Here is a 17,171-nt window from a genome sequence, read left to right on the forward strand (position 1 = left end):
CATTTGGACTTTACAATTCTGCATTTTGCCATCCATATTGTTTGGAGGGCAAATGTAATATGCACCTATCGGAAATCTGGCATAGCAAGAAAAACGACAGTCGCTTATCCCGAACTCAGGTTTTTAGATATAAGGAGTGTGCCTTGATGCTTCAAGCCAGACGTTTGTCTGAAACGTTTGTTTACGGCATCATTTCTCTTATGACAGCCTCTGCCATTACCCTATCGACGAGCGCATAGTAGCGCATTTTGGGCGTGAAAATGGATTTTTTCCGCTTTTTTCTTGTTGGTTTCACAAATAACCCTTATCTTTGCAGCCCATATATCATTGGGGTTGACTGGATTTGACGGCGGCTAAGATGGTATGTAAGCACGCGGAGACTCGTTGGCTATCTCCTTAATCAGAGTCATCGACAAATTAATTGGCGAAAACAATTACGCTCTCGCTGCCTAATCGAAGCATAGTAGATTACTGGCTTTATCCCGCCACCAGGTGACGGGACGAGACATCGCTCAAGGGCTCTTTTTCCGAAACTCCTTGGTCAAGCGGTGCAGTACAGTCGGAAATAGTCTCTCGAAAGCCTCGCATCGAAGATGAAATCTTAGAGGATAAGGCATTGGTTGGTGGTCCGGGTCTTGCCAATGCACGAAAACCGAAGGCCGGAATAAGCGTGTAGAAAGCATATGGTTTTACTGTGCGGACGAGGGTTCGAATCCCTCCAGCTCCACTCCATCAATAGCATTACGTTGGCAGGATTGTGTGCCGGGGTAATGCTTTTTTTATGCTTGGGAGTAAAAAAGTGGGCGACAATGGCCACTCGCAGCGTTTTTTTGCTTATTTTTGCAATGTTATCTTAATCCTTAACATTATAACCTATTACTGCTATGTCTCCAGAAATGCCAAAAGAGGTGAATACCGATGAGAGAGTGACGCCACAGACTGACCCTGTAGCTCAGCCAGACGACGCCCAGAAGACCATAACCATAGACATCGTGCGCCACAAGCGCCTCTTCGAACTCCTTGAGAGCCCGAGGTCGTTGTGGAAGGTGATAGCCTCGCTCTTTGTGATAGTCATCGTGCTGTTTGTAGGTCTGGCCTTTGTGGTGCTGGTGGTCAAGAGTTTCTATCCCTACAATGTCATCAAGACCAATACCTATGGCGCCACCATCATGCAGACCGAAGACAAGGAGGTGATATACTGGCTGTTCAATACGGCAGAACTGTGGGCCAACTCGGGCATCGAGGTCAAGAAGAACGAGCGTATATCCATCCGGGCATCGGGTGCAGCCAATACCGCCATACACTATCTGGTCGACGCAGCCAACGAGGACCGCCAGCCTGGCTTCGGATGGGTGGGCACCGAGGGCTTTGAGCGCAAGGGAGGCCACAATGACTTCAGAGACAAGTACAAGCTGGCGCCCGACGAGCCTTTCGGCGTGCTGCTGATGCAGGTCATCCCTTATGAGCACAGCAAGAAGGATATAGGCTGGTACAAGAACCCCGACAATGATGTCTATCTCGATGGTCTGGAGCGTGGCAGCCTGCACACCACCATCTCTGTCATCTCCAAGGAGCGTGTCGACTATGTGGTGCCTTGCGATGGCGTGCTCCACTTTGCAGTCAACGATGTGGTGATGACAGATACGGTCATCCGAAGCATGTATCTTGCCAGCATGAAGACGCTGAGAGACTCGCTTGCCACCCCCGACGCCTCTCTCGACCGGGTCATCGCGGCGGTAGAGCAGCACGGACTGGACGCCACGGTGAAGGAGACCCACACCATAGCCTTGCCGCTCAAACTCAAGGACGGCACCGTGGCCGATGCCGCTGTCCTCAAGGCCCGGTCGTATGGTATGGGATATTATTACAATGGTAGGGAGGTCGACAAGACCAATTATCCCGTCAACAACGAACTCTATTATTATAAGGAGAAGAAGTTCCGCGACCCCTGGTTTGCCGACAATGTGGGTTCGTTTCTTGTAGTCATCGAACGTAATACGCAGCAAAAATGAATGTCAAATCGCTTATTGAGACCATCACGAGTGCCATCACCACCACGGGCTTGGCGCGATACGTGATCAATGACAGGTCGTTTCTTGCCGAGTTGTTGTCAGACAGGCGCCCCACGCCATCGGGCCCGCAGACCGATGCCGAGGTGTTGGGCATCAAGCCATTCATAGACTACCGCCCCACCGACCGGCTGCCGGTGACCATGCTCGTGGTGCGCATGGTGTGGAAGACGCTCATGCTCCTGCCGTGGCTCTGCTATAGAGGCGCAGCCGTGGTGGCAGCCCTCATGTCTGGGGCGAGGGTGAAGCGGCTCGCCGACTGCCCGTCCAAGGTGAGGTCGGCACGCGTCAACTTTGTCATCTTCTTTGTCTCGCTGGTCTTCGCCATCGTCTTGCTGCTGGTCATCCTCTCGTTCTTCATCCGGGGCGTGCTCTTCTTCGACCCCTCGCAGCGCATCAATGAGCACGGAGCCATCACCATGGCCCAACCCTGTGGCAGCGAGCGCAATGTGTTTCTCTACAATACCGGGCAGTGCTGGGCCAACACCGGCATACAGGTGGTGCGGGGCGATAGGGTCGAGGTCACGGCGTCGGGTGCCTACTATGGCCGCGTGGCCGACCTCTACCATTGTGCCAAGGACAACTGTGTGCTGCCTTTCGACATGGTGATGCCCGGACTGTCCTATGATGTCGCCGGCAAGGACAAGCAGGACATGCGCTCAGCCCAACTCACGCGGCTGTGCATGTACAAGGGTGAAACCCGGCGGCTGCTGGGCATGGAGTGGACGGCGGTCGAGTCTGTCTTTGGCTCGCTGCTCTACCAGATACGTGCCTCCAACGAACCGTTGCTCTACGACAGCGACCGCGATGCCGACCACCGGCGCATGATACAGGGCAACCACGACCGTGGCCGTGTCTTCAGCTTTGAGGCCCGCCACTCGGGCGACCTCTATGTCTCGGTCAACGACATCTATCTGGACCGCCGCGTGCTGGACATCATGGACTCCTGCCGTAACACGGTTGTGGTCACCTCGCTGCTCGAGCGCTACGGCCCCGCCATGACCAATGGGCAGAAGATAGCCATGCTGCGTGCCGGACTGGGCAGGAAGTATCTGCCCGAGATGTGGTTTGCCGATAATATGGGCGAGATATTGTTCAATATCACCGTCCACCGCAATGTCATCCGCGAAGCCAATACGGCAGAGTCGTTCTTCGCCCACGTCTACCGCCACATCGACCGCTTCTTCGACCAGCGTCCGGGCGCCATCCTGCTTCAGGTGGCTGTGGCACTGGCGGTTATAGTCCTGCTGTTGTGGGCCGACAATAGCTTCATGCACCGCAGCCCTAAAGAATAAACAAAAGTATCGACAATAAAAACAATAGTAATCATGCAAGAAAATGAAAAAGACCCTGAGGTGCAGCCTGTAGCAGAGCCAGTGGCAGCCAAGGCTGTAGCACCCGTAGAAGAGAATTCCGGTAATGGTGCAGAGACGACGCTTGTAATTATCGCCAACATCGTATTGGTATGTGGCATCATCGCCTCGATTATCTGCTTATTCAACATTGTCTGGGTACAAAATCCCGAGTACCAATACATCGACGACAAGATATTCAGTCCCAGGGGATTTGTGACCACGGTCATGGTGTTGGCCTCCTCGCTGATTAGCTGGAGCTTTATGCGGGTTCTGGCCAATATCTCGGTCACATTGAAGGCTATGAACAAGAAGATGAAGTAGTCTGCTTCTCCGATTGCCGGCAATCCCCATCTGTCCTGTAACGGGATGGATGGGGATTGTGGCTATGTGGCTGCCGCTGACCGCGTCATCGCGCCCGTTGCCAGGGCTGCGCTGCACGGAGGTTGTGCTGTGGTCGTCAACGGTCAGCAAGGAATTGGTTGTGAGTGTGTTCGGCAGTGTGGTGACCATCATTGCTGGCGCGTATCGGACGGCGCGGATGTACGTATCGGACGGTACGGATGCTCGTTTCGTCCGATACGGAAGCTCGTATCGTCCGATACGCGTCGCCCGAGGCGGTCAGCAGCTGCGTGGAGGTACCCTCCAGTTTTGTCGGGACGCCCTCCAGCTTCGCCAAGGTACCCTCCAGCTTCGCCAAGGTATCCTCCAGCTTCGCCGGGATGTGCTCCAGACGGGGTGGGGTGCTTCCGCGTCTTGCGGGGACGATGGCGGTGGGGCGGAGTAGGGGCTTGGATGTAAACGGGATGGGCTCGGCTGTGCGCGGGATGGGCTCGGCAATGTGTGGGATGATGTTGGTAGTGCGCGGGATGTGCTTGGCTGTGCGTGGGATGTGCTCGGCTGCGTGCGGGATGTGCTCGGCTGCGTGCTTGGCTGATTGGGGGAAACAAAAAAAGCAGTTCCGAAGAACTGCTTCTTATGGGTGGCAGATGGGACTCGAACCCACGACATTCAGAACCACAATCTGACGCTCTAACCAACTGAACTACAGCCACCATTTAGAGCTTAATCTCATTAAGCGAGTGCAAAGGTAATGGAAATATTTGTTTCCTGCAAATTTTTTGCCCATTATTTTTCGCGCCGCCTTGTATTTTCTGCTTCCACGGGGGCTGCGCAGCCTGGAGGCTGAGCCTTCTCTTGCGCCCGTCGGCGTGGACGGCTACAATAAAGCCCGCTCTGCGTCGGGCAGAACGGGCTCATATTGCGTACCGTCGGTAACTCTTACTTGTTGTTCTCGGCTGCGGGGGCAGCGGGAGCCTGCTGGGTATTGCCCTTGGTAGGCTGGGTTGCGCCGAAGCCAGGCATGTTGGTAGGATTGGTAGTCTCTGTCTGGGTAGCTGCCTTCTCCATTACGCTTTCCTCGGTGATGGCCTTGGGAGCGGTGTGGGCGCAGATTACGCTGATGACAACCATAACGGCGGCCAGACCCCATGTGATTTTCTCTACCAGGTCGGTAGTCTTGCGAACACCCATGAATTGGTTGGAAGAAGAGAACTGTGAAGAGAGACCTCCTCCCTTAGACTCCTGGATGAGCACGATGCCAATCATCAGGATAGATACCAGTACGATAAGTACTACGAATAATGTGTAAATCATCTTGTTGTTTATTTTTTTTGTTATTATTTGCTCTATATCTTATGGCTTTTTGGCCTTGCTGTTCAGTATCAGCTTCTCCAAGAACCGTATTTGGTCTGCAAAGTAAGCATTTTTTTTTGGAAAAATCAAATTTAAGCGCGTAATTATTTCCAAAGCCTTCTCAAAACGGCCTTGTTGGATGTAAATTCGTGCCAAAGTCTCGGTGCAGTAGCTTCCGTCCACCATATTTTCGCTGTCTTTTGTGTCATTGCTTTCGGGCACATACTCAGGTTCTTCCTTGAGTTCTATCTTGCCCTTGTCGTTGTTGATGAAGTCGTCTATGAGCGACTGTCCTTTCATCAGCGGAGTCTCGGGGCTCTCTTCGTCTTCGCTCTCGGTGTCGAGCAGGAAGCTCACGTAGTCTATCGCTGCGTCGGCAGCCGTTGGCTTGCGTTTCTTCTTCTTCGGCTCTTCCTCATCGGTGGCGGGGATGGTGTCCAGAAAGTTGTCAATGAGCGAGATGGTGCGGTCGGCGCCTGGGGCGTTCTTTGCCTGGCTGTTGTCGGTGGTGGCGCTTTTGATCTTGTAGTGTGCTGCCTCTATCAGCCTGAATATCATCTTGCGGTCGGTGATGTATATGGCTGCCTTGCGCAGTTCTTCATCAAACGAGGGGTCGTGCAGGATGTAGAGGTTTTGCAGCATCAGCAGACGTGCGGTCTGGAAGTAGGGATAGAGCGCAATGAGGCTTCGGAGGTCGTACAGGGTCTCCTTGTCCATAGTCTGCGGATGCTTGATGAGTTGCTCTAAGTCCAGTTGCATATCTGTGGTGGTTGGGGTGGTTTACCAGTTGGCCACGGTGGCGTTGAATATCTGTTCTACGAGGTCCTTGGTCATCTGGGTGACCAGTTCTTCCTGTACCGAGTTCAGGTTCTGGGTCGACTCGTATGTCTGCGAGGCTGAGAACTGACGTTCAAAGTCTTCCTTGTGGTTCACGTTGTTGGTAAACCTTACGCTGACGGTCATGGTGAGCTCTACCTGTGCCGAGTAACCTTCGCTCGACACCGACTTGTTGCGTTGCGTGTATTGTATGATTTCTCCCTCTATCTTGAGGTCGCCGTTGCGCTTGACCTGTACCAGACGGGTATGGTTGGCAAATTCGTCTTTGAGGGCGTTGTTGAACAGAGGGCCCATGGGTCCCCATACATAACTGCTGCGTATGGGGAAATCGTTGATTTGTATGGTCTTGGTCTTGGTGTAGTCTATGCTGGCACCGTTGAACTTGTAGCCTTTGAAGGCGCACGCGGTGATGGTGGTCAGCACGAATGCCATCAGTGCGAGGTGTATGTATATGAGTTTTTTCTTCATTGTCGTCGTTTAGTCGAGTCCGTATTGTTTGAGTCTGCGGTAGAGTGTACGGTCTGAGATGCCCAGGGCTATGGCAGCTTCGCGTCGTCGGCCGTTGGCCTTTTCCAGCGCTTCCATTATCTCCTTTTTGTCGTGCTCTTCGCGCGTCATGGGCTCTGCGGGTTCGTTTTTTATCTCTTCTGCCACCGCGTCTTCTGCCTGTACTGTCGCCATCTGTCCGTTGGCGATGTGTGGGAGCGAGTGGCCGTATTGCTGGGCGGTCATCGCGCCGTGCTCTCCCAGTTGCTTCTTGAGCGCGTCTATCTCCTTCTTCAGCTCGGTCACATTGCCGCGCAGCTCGTATAATACCTTATATAATAGTTCGCGCTCGCTCTCATAGGAGTGCTTGCCTGTATTGTCGATAGTGGCCAGCTCGGTGCTCTCGGGGTCTTGCGGGATAAACTGCGACAGCGTCTCGGCGTCTATCTCGCGCTTCTCGCTGAGTACAGAGATTTGCTCGGTGATGTTCTTGAGCTGTCTCACGTTGCCAGGCCACTTGTATTGCATCAGCAGGAGCTTGGCCTTGTCGGTGAGCGTTATTTTGGGCAGCTTGTACTTCTCTGCCGTCTGCAGGGCGAAGAGGCGGAAGAGCAGGGGGATGTCCTGGCCGCGCTCGCGCAGTGGCGGCATCTGGATGGGGATGGTGTTGAGGCGATAGTAGAGGTCTTCGCGGAACTTGCCTTCGCTGATGGCCTTGCGCATGTTGACATTGGTGGCGGCCACGATGCGCACGTTGGTCTTCATGATTTTCTGACCGCCCACGCGGATATATTCGCCCGTCTCGAGCACACGCAGCAATCGTGCCTGGGTGGCTATGGGCAGCTCGCCCACCTCGTCCAGGAAGATGGTGCCGCCGTCGGCGGTGCCGAAATAGCCTTCGCTCTCGCCTATGGCGCCGGTAAACGAACCCTTCTCATGTCCGAAGAGCTCGCTGTCTATCGTTCCCTCGGGGATGGAGCCACAGTTGATGGCAAAGTATTTCTCCTTGCGTCGGGGGGAGTTGTCGTGGATGATGCGGGGTATAATCTCCTTACCCACACCGCTTTCGCCCACGATGAGTACCGACAGGTCGGTTGGGGCTACCTGCAGGGCGATGTCGAGTGCACGGTTGAGCCCGTCGCTGTTGCCGACAACATTATACCGTTGCTTTATCTTTTGCAGTTCAGAAGTGTCCATTGGAGTACAAAATTACTCATTTTATTCAACATAATGGTCGTTTTCGCCGTTTTTTTTATTGCTGGCATCCAAAAACTTATGCCCGCTTTGGCCGTGGTGGTTTCCCTTGCATAGGCTAAGCGGCCCACAACCGTGAGTGTGATAGCTCTCGGTTGCAGGCCGCTTGAGTTGATGCGTGTTGTCGCGCGTGTTGTCTTAGAGATGTACTACCTTTCCCATAAACAGGATGGTGCCAGTTGTATTCTCACGGATAGCGAAGAAGAAGGGCTTGTCTATCCTGCGCGGAACGTAAGGGGATATATACATGCCTTCATTGCCAGATGTGGAGGTTACGGCTTTGGTTCCGTTTTCCTCTACCTCTATGATGGCAGTTTGTGACAGTCCCCACATCTGGCGTGCTGGTTTTGTGGCTTTTACCATGTCGGCGTAGGCAACAGACTCGTCCAATCCCAGTTTACTGAGTATGCCAGTAGCGCTATTCTCTTCATTCTTGAATAGTGTTGTCAAGTCTGTAGAGATCGAGAACCTGGGCATGTAGAGTTCCAACTGAGCGAGATGGGCCTGCTCGTGAACTGCCCACCAGTCGGTATTGGCGCATATAGAGTCCAGCTTCTCTGCTTTACGCGGTATTCCCAACATCATAGTGTAGTATCCTTTGCCATAAGGCAGTTCCATGATATAGACATCTTCATTGGAATAGTCGAAGGCCATACCTACATTGGCTTCCATCATATCTACTTCTGACACGGTGCCGTCTATGTTGGTGAAACTGTCCTTCTTGGTATGCAGGGCGTTGAACGGATAAGTCCACTTGGCGTCAAAGGATGTGGCATTGACCCATGCATTCTGTGTAAACGTATAGTCGCCCACTTTCAGGTGAGCATCGGTTATCCTGCCATCGGTCTTGTCGGCAACCCAACCGTTTATCATACTCTTGGCAGCCTGTGGGTCTTTGAAGTTGGTCTCTTTGGTGTCAGCCAGATAGTATGTCTGTATCTTCTCGGCGAATGATGGGATTATCTCTTTGCTGTTGGCCTGTTGCCACAGTCCATTGACCATTGCCACTTTGACATATTCGTCGTCCTCATTGAAAAGGGCCAGCAGTTGACGGCTGCTCTCGTTGACTTGGTCCAGTGTGCCCATATCCAGGAAGTCCACCACCTTCTGCGCCTGTTCGTCAGCCAAGCCGTTGGCGTAGATAGAGAGTATATACTGCATACTGATGGGCGATATACACAGGTTGGTGTTTGTGCCCTCGACCTCCTTGGCTGCCGTAGCGAAAAACTTGTTGGCAAACTTGTTGCTCTGCTTGGCAAATGGCGTCTGCTGCACCTTGCTGCACTCCATCTGAATAGGCTCAAGACCAGTAGTCTTCTCTTCGGGGGCAGTTGTCTCAATGTTGTCCGTACATCCTGTCAGCAACCATGTGGTAGGCAACAGCAACCACGCAAGAATAAAACACTTCTTCATAATCGTATCGTTTTATATGTTAATAATTGTCATTGTTCACGTCTGAAATAATAGTAGTTTTTGGTATATTGTCTAAAATTACCAATCGCATAATAAGTGTTATCCTCATCACGTGCATGGATAAAGTCATTGAGATCCCATCCCCAATTCATTTGGTAACCATAGTTGCAATATACTTGCCGACGTTCGCGTATGATAGTACCTTCGCGTGGAACATTTGGGTCTATGTAGATAGTGTCTTCAAAAAAGCGCCAAATGTCATCGTATTCCTCAATATCATACTTATATCCATCAATTAACCACATGTGACCATCTTCGTTTGATTTTTCTTTGTCAGCGGCAAATAATACGGGTAATCCAAAGTCAATCTCGTCTTTTATATAGCCTGTCCCAGAAACGAATTTGCCCTTTATGCCATTTTTGTTGAGGACTGCTGCAACGCCCCTCATAGTTCCTCCAGAATTATCCGGTTCGAAAATAACATTTATTTCATGTGCGAGATGCGTTAAGAACTTTGCGGTGTACACCCCCTTTGGGTTTCCATGGAGGCTAATATACCATTCCCAAGGTGCAAGGAGTAATAGAAATACTTGTTTATACATTTCTTTGGGTTTTTAATTGATGTTCTTGTGTGCTAATTTACGAAGTGGTTTTCATTCCGCCAAATTTTTCTCTGATTATTTTCAAAAAAATATTGATGGCGGTGTTGCTGGCGATGATGATTGATAGTCATATAGTTGAGAGTATATCCCGTATGCAGCCATACCCATGAGGCGTCACTGGTTTGCACAATTATTGCGCAAGTCGGTGACGCCTCAGGTGGCAACTGCCGTCGTGTGGCAGGTAGGGGCTGTATGCCCTATGGTTGTCTTGGGATGCCATCTCTATCCTCTGGCGGTGGCAGATTGATGGCGACGGGCTGTAGAGTGGTGGGGTTGCTGACGAGTGAGGTGAATAATGTGACCATTAGAACGGATAACCCACCGCCAGATGGAGGCTCTGCGCATCGGCAAAGCTGCTGACATTATAGAAACCGCTCTTGCCAGTGTCGTAGGGCACGTGGAGACCTATACCCCAGTCTACGCGCAGCACGAAGATGCCCACATCGTAGCGCAGACCCACACCGGTGCCCACAGCCATCTGCGAGAAGAGGTTGCGGGCTTCAAACTTGCTGCCGGGGCGATTGCTGCTGTCGCGCAGTGACCACACGTTGCCGGCGTCGAGGAAGAGGGCGCCGTAGAGCGAGCCCCAGAGCTGCGGGCGGTATTCGAGGTTGCCCAGTATCTTCAGGTCGCCCGTCTGCTCGATGTACGAGAGCTTGGCGTCGCTGGGATGGTAACGGCCTGGGCCGATGCTGCGCACGTTGAAGGCACGCACGCTGTTGGCACCGCCTATATAGAACTGCTCATAATAGGGCGCACTCTGCGCGTTGCCATAACTGATTACGGCGCCGGCATTGACGTGGCCCAGCAGCGACGACTTGTCGGTGACGCGCCACTTCTTGACAAAATCGGTCTGGAGCTTGACAAACTGGGCGAAGGGGTTTTTGAACATCGTCTTGTTGCGCTCGGCCCATCGTTCGCCCATCATGGTATACGCCGCAGCCAGCAGGTTGCCCGCCTCGCTGGCAGTTATCTCCCAGCTGATGGGGTGGCGCATCGTAGAAGGGCTGTTGTAGGTATAGGTATAGGACATCTTGGGCACAAACTGGTCGCGCATGGACACGCTGAGATACGGGTTGCGCTCCAGCAGGTCGATAAACGCCTGGGTCTGACGCTGCATGTACTCATAGGACAGTATGAGCGGGCTGAACTGATGGCGTGACTGTGGCGACGACTGGAACGCGTAGGTAAGTTCGCCCGAGAGCACGTGGCGCTTGAAGTACCCGCCACGGTGGAGCACGTTCTTGGACGCCTTGATGGTGGTAGTGGGCACACCGTAGCGATACCAGCGTCCGATGCGGCGCATGCGCATCTTGTTGGGAGTGAAGAGGCTGCGCAGGGTGAGCATGCGGGGGAAGACCAGAGCCACGTCGCCGCCATATTCATACGACTTGATGCCGCTCTGGCTGCCCTCGGCGCTGTGTCCTGTCTGCATCTCGTAGGAGCCGTGGATATTGATGTCGAGGCGCTCGCCGCCGCGGAAGGCGTTGCGCTTGACGAGACCAGCCACCAGCTCGGGTCCCATGCGTCCGGTGGTCTTGCCCTTGGCGTTGGCTTCGATGTAGAAGTCGTAGGGCTTGTCCATCACCAGGTCGAGCTGCAGGTCGAGGGTGTCGTTGTCGCGTGGCGTAAATCTGAGGGTGCTGTAGCTGAAGAGTCCCGTGTTCTGGATGGCCTTCATCGTCTGTGCCTCGTCGTCGCTGCTGTAGAGTCTGCCGTGGCGCAGCTTGACATCGTGCAGTATGGCACCGAGACGCACGGGCGAGCGGCGTCCGTTGAAGCGTGCGGTGAGGTGGCGGAAGTGGATGGAGTCTTGCAGCACGTCGCCAAACTGTCGGCGGAAGTCGATGCCGATGTTGCCGATGTGCCATTGCTGCATCACCTGCGGCGACAGACTGTCGGCCAGCTGCAGTCTTACGTCGACCTGGCCCGGCTTGTTGATGGTGTCAGCCAGATAGGTGGCGTAGCCGGGCTGATAGTAATAGTAGCCGTGGGTGCGGAAGAGGGTGCTGAGCCGCTGGCGTTCCTGGTCGAGCGAAGCCACGCTGAAGGGGTTGCCCCTGCCTATGAGCGCCTGGTCGTCGGCGCTGTGGAGCAGGCTGTCGGCATGGGTGGGGAAGCCCACATACTGGATAGAGTCGTAGCGCCACAGACGACCCATATCCACCGTGTAGGCCACCTTGGCCTTCTTGGGGTTGGAGCCGGTAATCTCCTGGGCGCTGACATGACTGTTGAAGTAACCGTACTTCTTCAGTTGGTTCTCGGCCACCGACACGCGCAGGGCGGGGTTGACCTCGCTCATCAGCTTGGGCTTGGTTCCGAAGGCGCGCGTAATCCACCGCGCCAAGGGCGAGCTGCTCTGCGAGAAGGCGTTCCATACCCACAGCTTGGGTTGGAACGGCGAGCGGTAGTAGCTGCTGCCAAAGAGGGCGCCGTTGGGCGTAGAGGCAAGCACCGACTCCATCTCTATCTTGGTGTCTTCGGCATGCTGGCACGGCTCGTAGTTGGTATACTCGATAGGCTTGAGCCCGGTGAAGAGCTGTTCGCCCTCGGGCAGCGCCCGGGTGGTGGAGCAGCCAGCCGCCATCAGTGCCGCCACAGCCAGCGCCATGCCGGCGGTCATCTTATTTCTTGTCTTTCTCATTGTCTTCCTGATTAGTGGGTTGAGGGGGTGTGGGTTGCTTGCCGTCGGTCTGCTTGGGGGCGGGGGCGGGCATGGTCTCCTTCTTGTCGAGGAAGAAGATGTCGCGGAAATGGCGCAGCTTGCGCTTCCATACGAAGCCTACGCCATACTCACCCAGCGGGCCTTCGAGCCAGTCGTACTTGTTGTTGTCGTAGAACACGCGCAGATACTTGCTGGCATTGCGGTCCAGGCGGTATTCGAGCTCTACCTTGTTGAAGAACATATCGTTGTTGCCCTGCTGCATGTCGATGTCGGCGCCGGTCGACACTTTTCCGCCCACGTTGACGCTGAAGCGGTTGTTCCACAGACGCTTGGAGAACTTGAAATTGTAGTCGGTGTGCATGCCGTCCGATGTGTTGGTGTTGTCGATGCTCATGCCGAGATCGAGTCCCATCGAGCGCATCGCCTTGCCAGCCACATTGTTGATTTCGTTCTGGAGGAACGACGACAGGGCGTTGTTCATCGTAAACTGGTTGGTGTTGCCGTCGGTGAGATACATGCCCGAGGCGAGCATGGTCACCGCCACCTTGCTGCGACCCTCGGTGGTGAGCGTCTTGAGCTGGTCGCTGATGGTCATGTCGTTAGGGGCGTCGATAATGAACTCGAGGCCCAGATTGCTGAGCGTCTGGGTGAGCTTGACACCACAGTCAAAGTCTACGGCACGGCTGCTGCTGCCCTCGCTTACGGTGGTCTTGACGCTCTCGGTAGCGGTGATGTGCAGTTGCGGGTTCATGGGGTCGCCCGTGAACTCGATGTAGCTGCCATCCTGTATGGCAAAGGTCTTGAGCGGGATGATGGGGAGCGAGTATTTCATCTCGCCGCTGTAGAGGGTGTAGCGGCCGGTGAGGGTGAGCTCGTCGGTGGGGTTGTAGCCCATGCGCAGGTCGCCGCCGCCTATCAGAGAGATGTAGTTGGAGTGGTCGGCGTTGAGCATGCACATGATGTGGGCCGACTCGTCGACCGACATGCTCAGCTGCATATCCAGGCCGCGAATGGCGGGGCGCTGCACGGGCTCTGACTTGGTGGTGTCGCGGAAGTTGGTAAACTGCACCAGCTCGTCGAGCTGCGTGTCGGCGGTGAGTTCGGCGTCGCGCATCACGTAGGTCATATCGGTGTTGCCCAGTACGTCGAGCTTGCCGCGCATGCGCAGGTTGTCTACCGGGCCGTTCATCATGCCGTAGAAGTTGACGAAGGCCTTGCCGTAGGCTTCAGACCTGGCGTTCTCCTTGGCGTCGATAATCTTGAAGTTTTCGGCGCGCATACGGATATCGAGCATCATGTTGCCGAGGTCGGTAAAGTCGAGATTGCCCGAGATGTTGAGCGGCGCGTCGTTGTTGGCAAACATCTCAAAGTTTTCAAACAGGAGCCGGCTGCCGACGATGCGCACGGGGTCGTCGGCAAAGCGCATCTGCACGCCATAAGGTTCGCTGAAGAGGTAGGTAGAGTCGAGATATACCTCGCCATCGACGATGGGGCTGTCGAGCTGGCCGCGCACGGAGAGGGTGCCGTCGCCATAGCCGCGCAGACCGATGAGGCGGTCGGGGATGAAGCCGTTGACGAGCTGCATAGGCATACGCTGCAGACCCATGGTGGCATCGAGCCATCCGTCGCCCTCCGACTTGTACGTACCCTGTATGGTGCCCACCTCGTTGCCGTTGCAGAGCAGCATGCCGTCGACATAATGAGAGCCGTCGTTCTTGGGCATGTAGACAAACTCGCTGCCGAGATTGCCCATGTCGCACTTCTCGTACTTCATGTTGTCGACCGTCACGGCAGAAGATACCGACAGCTCGGTTTCGGTCTTGACGATGTGGAAGTCGCCGTTCATCATGCCCTCAATGTCGGGCATATAGGGGATGACCGAGAGCACCTTGTGCAGGTCAAACTTGGCGAGCGAGAGCGTGAGGTCCTGCTGGGCGTCACTGTTGGTGTCGTCTGAGTAGAGCTGCACACCCATGCCGTCGGCAGCGGTGAGCTTGAGGTTGGCCTTTATGCGCTCATTGTCGCCAAAGAGTATAAAGTTGTCCTTGTTGGCAGCAAACTGCTTGTAGCCCAGCACGGGCGGCTCGCCATAGAGGTGCAGCAGTATGCCCTCGGTCTGCATGGCGGCAGCCAGTCCGAACCGCAGTCCGAGCCGGTTGCGGGCATCGAAGACCTGGGCGGCGGCATAGGCGCCACGCTCAAACACGCCGCCATTGAGCAGCGCCGTGAAGGTGTAGTCGGGGTTGCGCTTGTTGTTGCTTATCCGCGCCTGGTAGCGGGTGCGCACCGAGTCGCTCGTCACCGCCACCCTCACGGTGTCTATCAGGAATTTGGCAGCCACCACCGAGTCGGCGTCTATGTGTCCGTTTATGCCCTGTACAGGCGAACAGTTTACGTCGACCAGCAGCCTTGCGGTCTCGTAGCCCTTCCACTTGAGGAAGCGCGAGAAGGCGTTGTTGCGCCCGCTGCTGAGGAAGATGCGCGCCTCGGGCAGCTGCTGGCGCAGGCGCACTTGGTCGATGTATCTCTCACGGGTCTGGCGTTGCATCTCCTGGCTTACCAGTTGGATATGATGCAGCAGCACGTTGTAGTCGCCACGCGCGTCGGCATCGAGTCTGAAGTCGCCGCTGCTGATGAGCGCATGGGTGGTGTCGCGGGTGGCGAGCACGTCGAAGTCTATGTCTTCGGGGCGGAAGGTATGGTTTCTGGAGTGGATGCGTATCTCGCCCACGTTGCCCAGGATGCTGAGATGGTCTTTGAGATTGGTGTCGATGTCGATGTGGGAGCATACGCCCAGGTTGAGGGCATTGTCGGCGATGCCCAGTCGGTGCAGGTCGGCCTTGTCGAGGTCGCAGGCAAAGGTGCCACGGATGCGGCTGCCGTTGGCGATGCCGGCAAACGACAGTTGGCCGTCGAAGAGGGGATTGTTGCCGGCGGCGTTGAGGTGGATGTGGCCTCCCGCCATGTCGATGGTGGCGTGGGTGTCGCCGATGCGCTGTCCAGCCACGTCTATCTGGCCCAGTTCGGCGCGCGCCTGCAGTCGGGTGCGCGGACTGAGCATGTCGGTGCCCGTGCCCCGTGCCGTCAGCGAGCCGGTGAGGGTGCCTACGCCCGCTGAAGGTACAAAGTGTGCCACCTGCAACCCACGTGCTGCCATCCGTGCGCTGTATGCCATGCGCCGCGTGTCTATCTCTGCCTTGCCCTTGAGCGCTCCACGGCCCTCGGTCATGTCGAGGGTGGCGGCATAGTGGGGGCCGTCGGCGGTGATGTGGCTCTGCAGCCGCACGCCGCTGGGGATGCGTATCTGCCGTGCCACTGCGGGCGCGAGGGCTTGGGTGATGAAGTTGAGCTGGTGGGTCCGGGCCTTGACCTTGATGTCGGCGCTGAGACGGTCGGTGTCGTTGAGGTTGCCCACAAATCCGTTGGCACTCAGGTCGACCACTGTGGGCCACGTGATGTCCATGCGGGAGAGGCGCGCCTTCTGCATGTTGCCGCTCATGGCCACACTGATGTTGACCGGATGGTCGGGCAGACTGCGCAGCAGCGCCTTGGGCATCAGCGACGATGCGCCACAGACGATGTCGCCACGGCCAAGCGAGGCACGCAGGTCTATGTTCATCTTGCCGGGATGGCGGCTGTCAAAGGCGTTGAAGTCCATATCCACGCGCCCCTTGACGCTGGAGTGGGTGGTGGTGAGGGCGAGGGTGGGGAGGTGCATCGCCAGCGAGTCGATGGCTATGCGCGTGGCGAGCGAGGTAAGGCTGAGCCCGCTCTTCTCGGCAAATGCCGCGCTGCGCACTACCGCCTCGATGCGTGGAGCGCAGTAGAAGACCGAGTCTACAGCCAGCGACAGATGGCTGAGGGCGAGGTGGTTGTAGTCGAGCCCCTCGACGGGGTCTATGGCGCGGTTGTCATAGCTCACGCCGCTGTCGTCGAGGCTGAGGCTGCCCACGCGGTAGAGCCCCTTGCCCAGGTCCAGATAGCCCTGGCGCGCCTTGAGAGCGGTAATCTGTGCCCCTATGCGCAGGGTGTCGCCGGGCATGTGCAGGGTAAGCGCCGAGCGGTTGATGTCGAGCTTCTCCACGGCAATCTTCCACACATTGGCCGACGGTGTGGTGTCGGGCGGCACGGTGTCGCTCAGCTCGATGTCGAGCAGGGCGCCGTCGAGCAGGGCGCGGTCTATCCTCATGTCGCTCCGGCAGAGGTCTACGCCGTGGGAAGCCAGGGTGAGGGCGTCTATGCGTCCGCTCACCCGCGCCTCGTGTATCAGGGTGCCGGTGTTGAGCAGCATCTTCTCGAGCGCCAGTTCATCTACATTGACCACACCCGTGAGCAGCGGCCAGAACTGCACGTCGACCACGGCGCGGTGGATGTAGGCTATGGTGTCTGTGGCTTGGGTCGAGTCGTTGGGCTGTACCACGTGTATGCCCTCGGCTTCGAGGTCGATGGGGAATGCCAGCTGCACATGGTCGATGCCGATGTCCATGCCCGTAGCCTCGGAGGCGTAGGCAGAGACCTGGCGCACCGCCCAGTTCTGTACGGGTGGCAGGTAGAGTAGTATGGTGATGAGCAACAGCAGTGCCAACAGCGAGGCGACGGCTATCCCCGTCGCGCGCAGCACCCGCCGTGTGTAGTGTTTCAGTGTATCTGCGTGAGTCATACTTCTTGTTTGTTGAAATTCTGTGAAAGCAGTCGCCGTAGTGGCTTCTTTCGCATTGACAGACAACCTATCAGATTA

General features: G+C 55.8%; 11 protein-coding genes, 1 tRNA gene and 1 other RNA gene. 4 read left to right on the forward strand and 9 right to left on the reverse strand.

Annotated elements, in window-relative coordinates; translation table 11 throughout:
• The first annotated feature begins 329 nt into the window (after window positions 1-329).
• The 4 genes from ssrA (at window position 330) to CIK92_RS00345 (ending at window position 3,745) form a co-directional block, all read left to right on the forward strand.
• Window positions 330-730, forward strand: a transfer-messenger RNA (tmRNA) gene (ssrA, locus tag CIK92_RS00330).
• A 154-nt stretch (window positions 731-884) separates the two neighbouring features.
• Window positions 885-2,012: a hypothetical protein gene (locus CIK92_RS00335; RefSeq protein WP_144289276.1), complete on the forward strand. Its 1,128-nt coding sequence runs from the start codon at window positions 885-887 to the stop codon at window positions 2,010-2,012.
• The gene (locus CIK92_RS00340; RefSeq protein ID WP_094387774.1) at window positions 2,009-3,364 is read left to right on the forward strand and encodes a hypothetical protein; all 1,356 of its coding nucleotides are present in this window, start codon (window positions 2,009-2,011) and stop codon (window positions 3,362-3,364) included. The genes CIK92_RS00335 and CIK92_RS00340 overlap by 4 nt, the downstream gene beginning before the upstream one ends.
• 33 nt (window positions 3,365-3,397) lie before the next feature.
• Window positions 3,398-3,745, forward strand: coding sequence for a hypothetical protein (locus tag CIK92_RS00345; protein ID WP_094387775.1), 348 nt, complete (start codon window positions 3,398-3,400; stop codon window positions 3,743-3,745).
• A 657-nt stretch (window positions 3,746-4,402) separates the two neighbouring features.
• Here the strand turns inward: CIK92_RS00345 and CIK92_RS00355 are convergent.
• From CIK92_RS00355 to CIK92_RS00395, 9 genes are all read right to left on the reverse strand, one after another.
• A tRNA-His gene (locus CIK92_RS00355) sits at window positions 4,403-4,476 on the reverse strand.
• A 226-nt stretch (window positions 4,477-4,702) separates the two neighbouring features.
• Complete coding sequence (gene secG, locus CIK92_RS00360; protein ID WP_022310866.1) at window positions 4,703-5,077, reverse strand: preprotein translocase subunit SecG; 375 nt, start codon at window positions 5,075-5,077, stop codon at window positions 4,703-4,705.
• 39 nt (window positions 5,078-5,116) lie between these two features.
• The gene (locus tag CIK92_RS00365; RefSeq protein WP_094387791.1) at window positions 5,117-5,869 is read right to left on the reverse strand and encodes a hypothetical protein; all 753 of its coding nucleotides are present in this window, start codon (window positions 5,867-5,869) and stop codon (window positions 5,117-5,119) included.
• Between the two features lie 27 nt (window positions 5,870-5,896).
• Window positions 5,897-6,385, reverse strand: coding sequence for an LPS assembly lipoprotein LptE (lptE, locus tag CIK92_RS00370; RefSeq protein ID WP_371327089.1), 489 nt, complete (start codon window positions 6,383-6,385; stop codon window positions 5,897-5,899).
• A gap of 45 nt (window positions 6,386-6,430) precedes the next feature.
• Entirely contained in the window at window positions 6,431-7,636 is a 1,206-nt protein-coding gene (locus CIK92_RS00375) for a sigma-54-dependent Fis family transcriptional regulator (RefSeq protein ID WP_094384383.1), read from the reverse strand.
• A 195-nt stretch (window positions 7,637-7,831) separates the two neighbouring features.
• Entirely contained in the window at window positions 7,832-9,106 is a 1,275-nt protein-coding gene (locus tag CIK92_RS00380) for a serpin family protein (RefSeq protein ID WP_094387777.1), read from the reverse strand.
• 29 nt (window positions 9,107-9,135) lie between these two features.
• A complete protein-coding gene (locus CIK92_RS00385; protein WP_094387778.1) occupies window positions 9,136-9,708 on the reverse strand; it encodes a C10 family peptidase in 573 nt (190 codons plus the stop codon).
• Between the two features lie 364 nt (window positions 9,709-10,072).
• A complete protein-coding gene (locus CIK92_RS00390) occupies window positions 10,073-12,412 on the reverse strand; it encodes a BamA/TamA family outer membrane protein (RefSeq protein ID WP_094387779.1) in 2,340 nt (779 codons plus the stop codon).
• On the reverse strand, window positions 12,393-17,093 hold the full coding sequence (locus tag CIK92_RS00395) for a translocation/assembly module TamB domain-containing protein (protein WP_094387780.1): 4,701 nt from the start codon (window positions 17,091-17,093) through the stop codon (window positions 12,393-12,395). The genes CIK92_RS00390 and CIK92_RS00395 overlap by 20 nt, the downstream gene beginning before the upstream one ends.
• Window positions 17,094-17,171: the final 78 nt, after the last annotated feature.

The sequence above is a fragment of the Prevotella sp. P4-67 genome, assembly GCF_002251325.1.
Taxonomy (GTDB): domain Bacteria; phylum Bacteroidota; class Bacteroidia; order Bacteroidales; family Bacteroidaceae; genus Prevotella.

What these genes read in the sequence shown, in the direction of transcription:
- CIK92_RS00335 (WP_144289276.1), top strand. Translation starts at nt 885, where the DNA reads ATGTCTCCAGAAATGCCAAAAGAGGTGAATACCGATGAGAGAGTGACG.
- CIK92_RS00340 (WP_094387774.1), top strand. Translation starts at nt 2,009, where the DNA reads ATGAATGTCAAATCGCTTATTGAGACCATCACGAGTGCCATCACCACC.
- CIK92_RS00345 (WP_094387775.1), top strand. Translation starts at nt 3,398, where the DNA reads ATGCAAGAAAATGAAAAAGACCCTGAGGTGCAGCCTGTAGCAGAGCCA.
- secG (WP_022310866.1), bottom strand. Translation starts at nt 5,077, where the DNA reads ATGATTTACACATTATTCGTAGTACTTATCGTACTGGTATCTATCCTG.
- lptE (WP_371327089.1), bottom strand. Translation starts at nt 6,385, where the DNA reads ATGGCATTCGTGCTGACCACCATCACCGCGTGCGCCTTCAAAGGCTAC.
- CIK92_RS00375 (WP_094384383.1), bottom strand. Translation starts at nt 7,636, where the DNA reads ATGGACACTTCTGAACTGCAAAAGATAAAGCAACGGTATAATGTTGTC.
- CIK92_RS00380 (WP_094387777.1), bottom strand. Translation starts at nt 9,106, where the DNA reads ATGAAGAAGTGTTTTATTCTTGCGTGGTTGCTGTTGCCTACCACATGG.
- CIK92_RS00385 (WP_094387778.1), bottom strand. Translation starts at nt 9,708, where the DNA reads ATGTATAAACAAGTATTTCTATTACTCCTTGCACCTTGGGAATGGTAT.
- CIK92_RS00390 (WP_094387779.1), bottom strand. Translation starts at nt 12,412, where the DNA reads ATGAGAAAGACAAGAAATAAGATGACCGCCGGCATGGCGCTGGCTGTG.
- CIK92_RS00395 (WP_094387780.1), bottom strand. Translation starts at nt 17,093, where the DNA reads ATGACTCACGCAGATACACTGAAACACTACACACGGCGGGTGCTGCGC.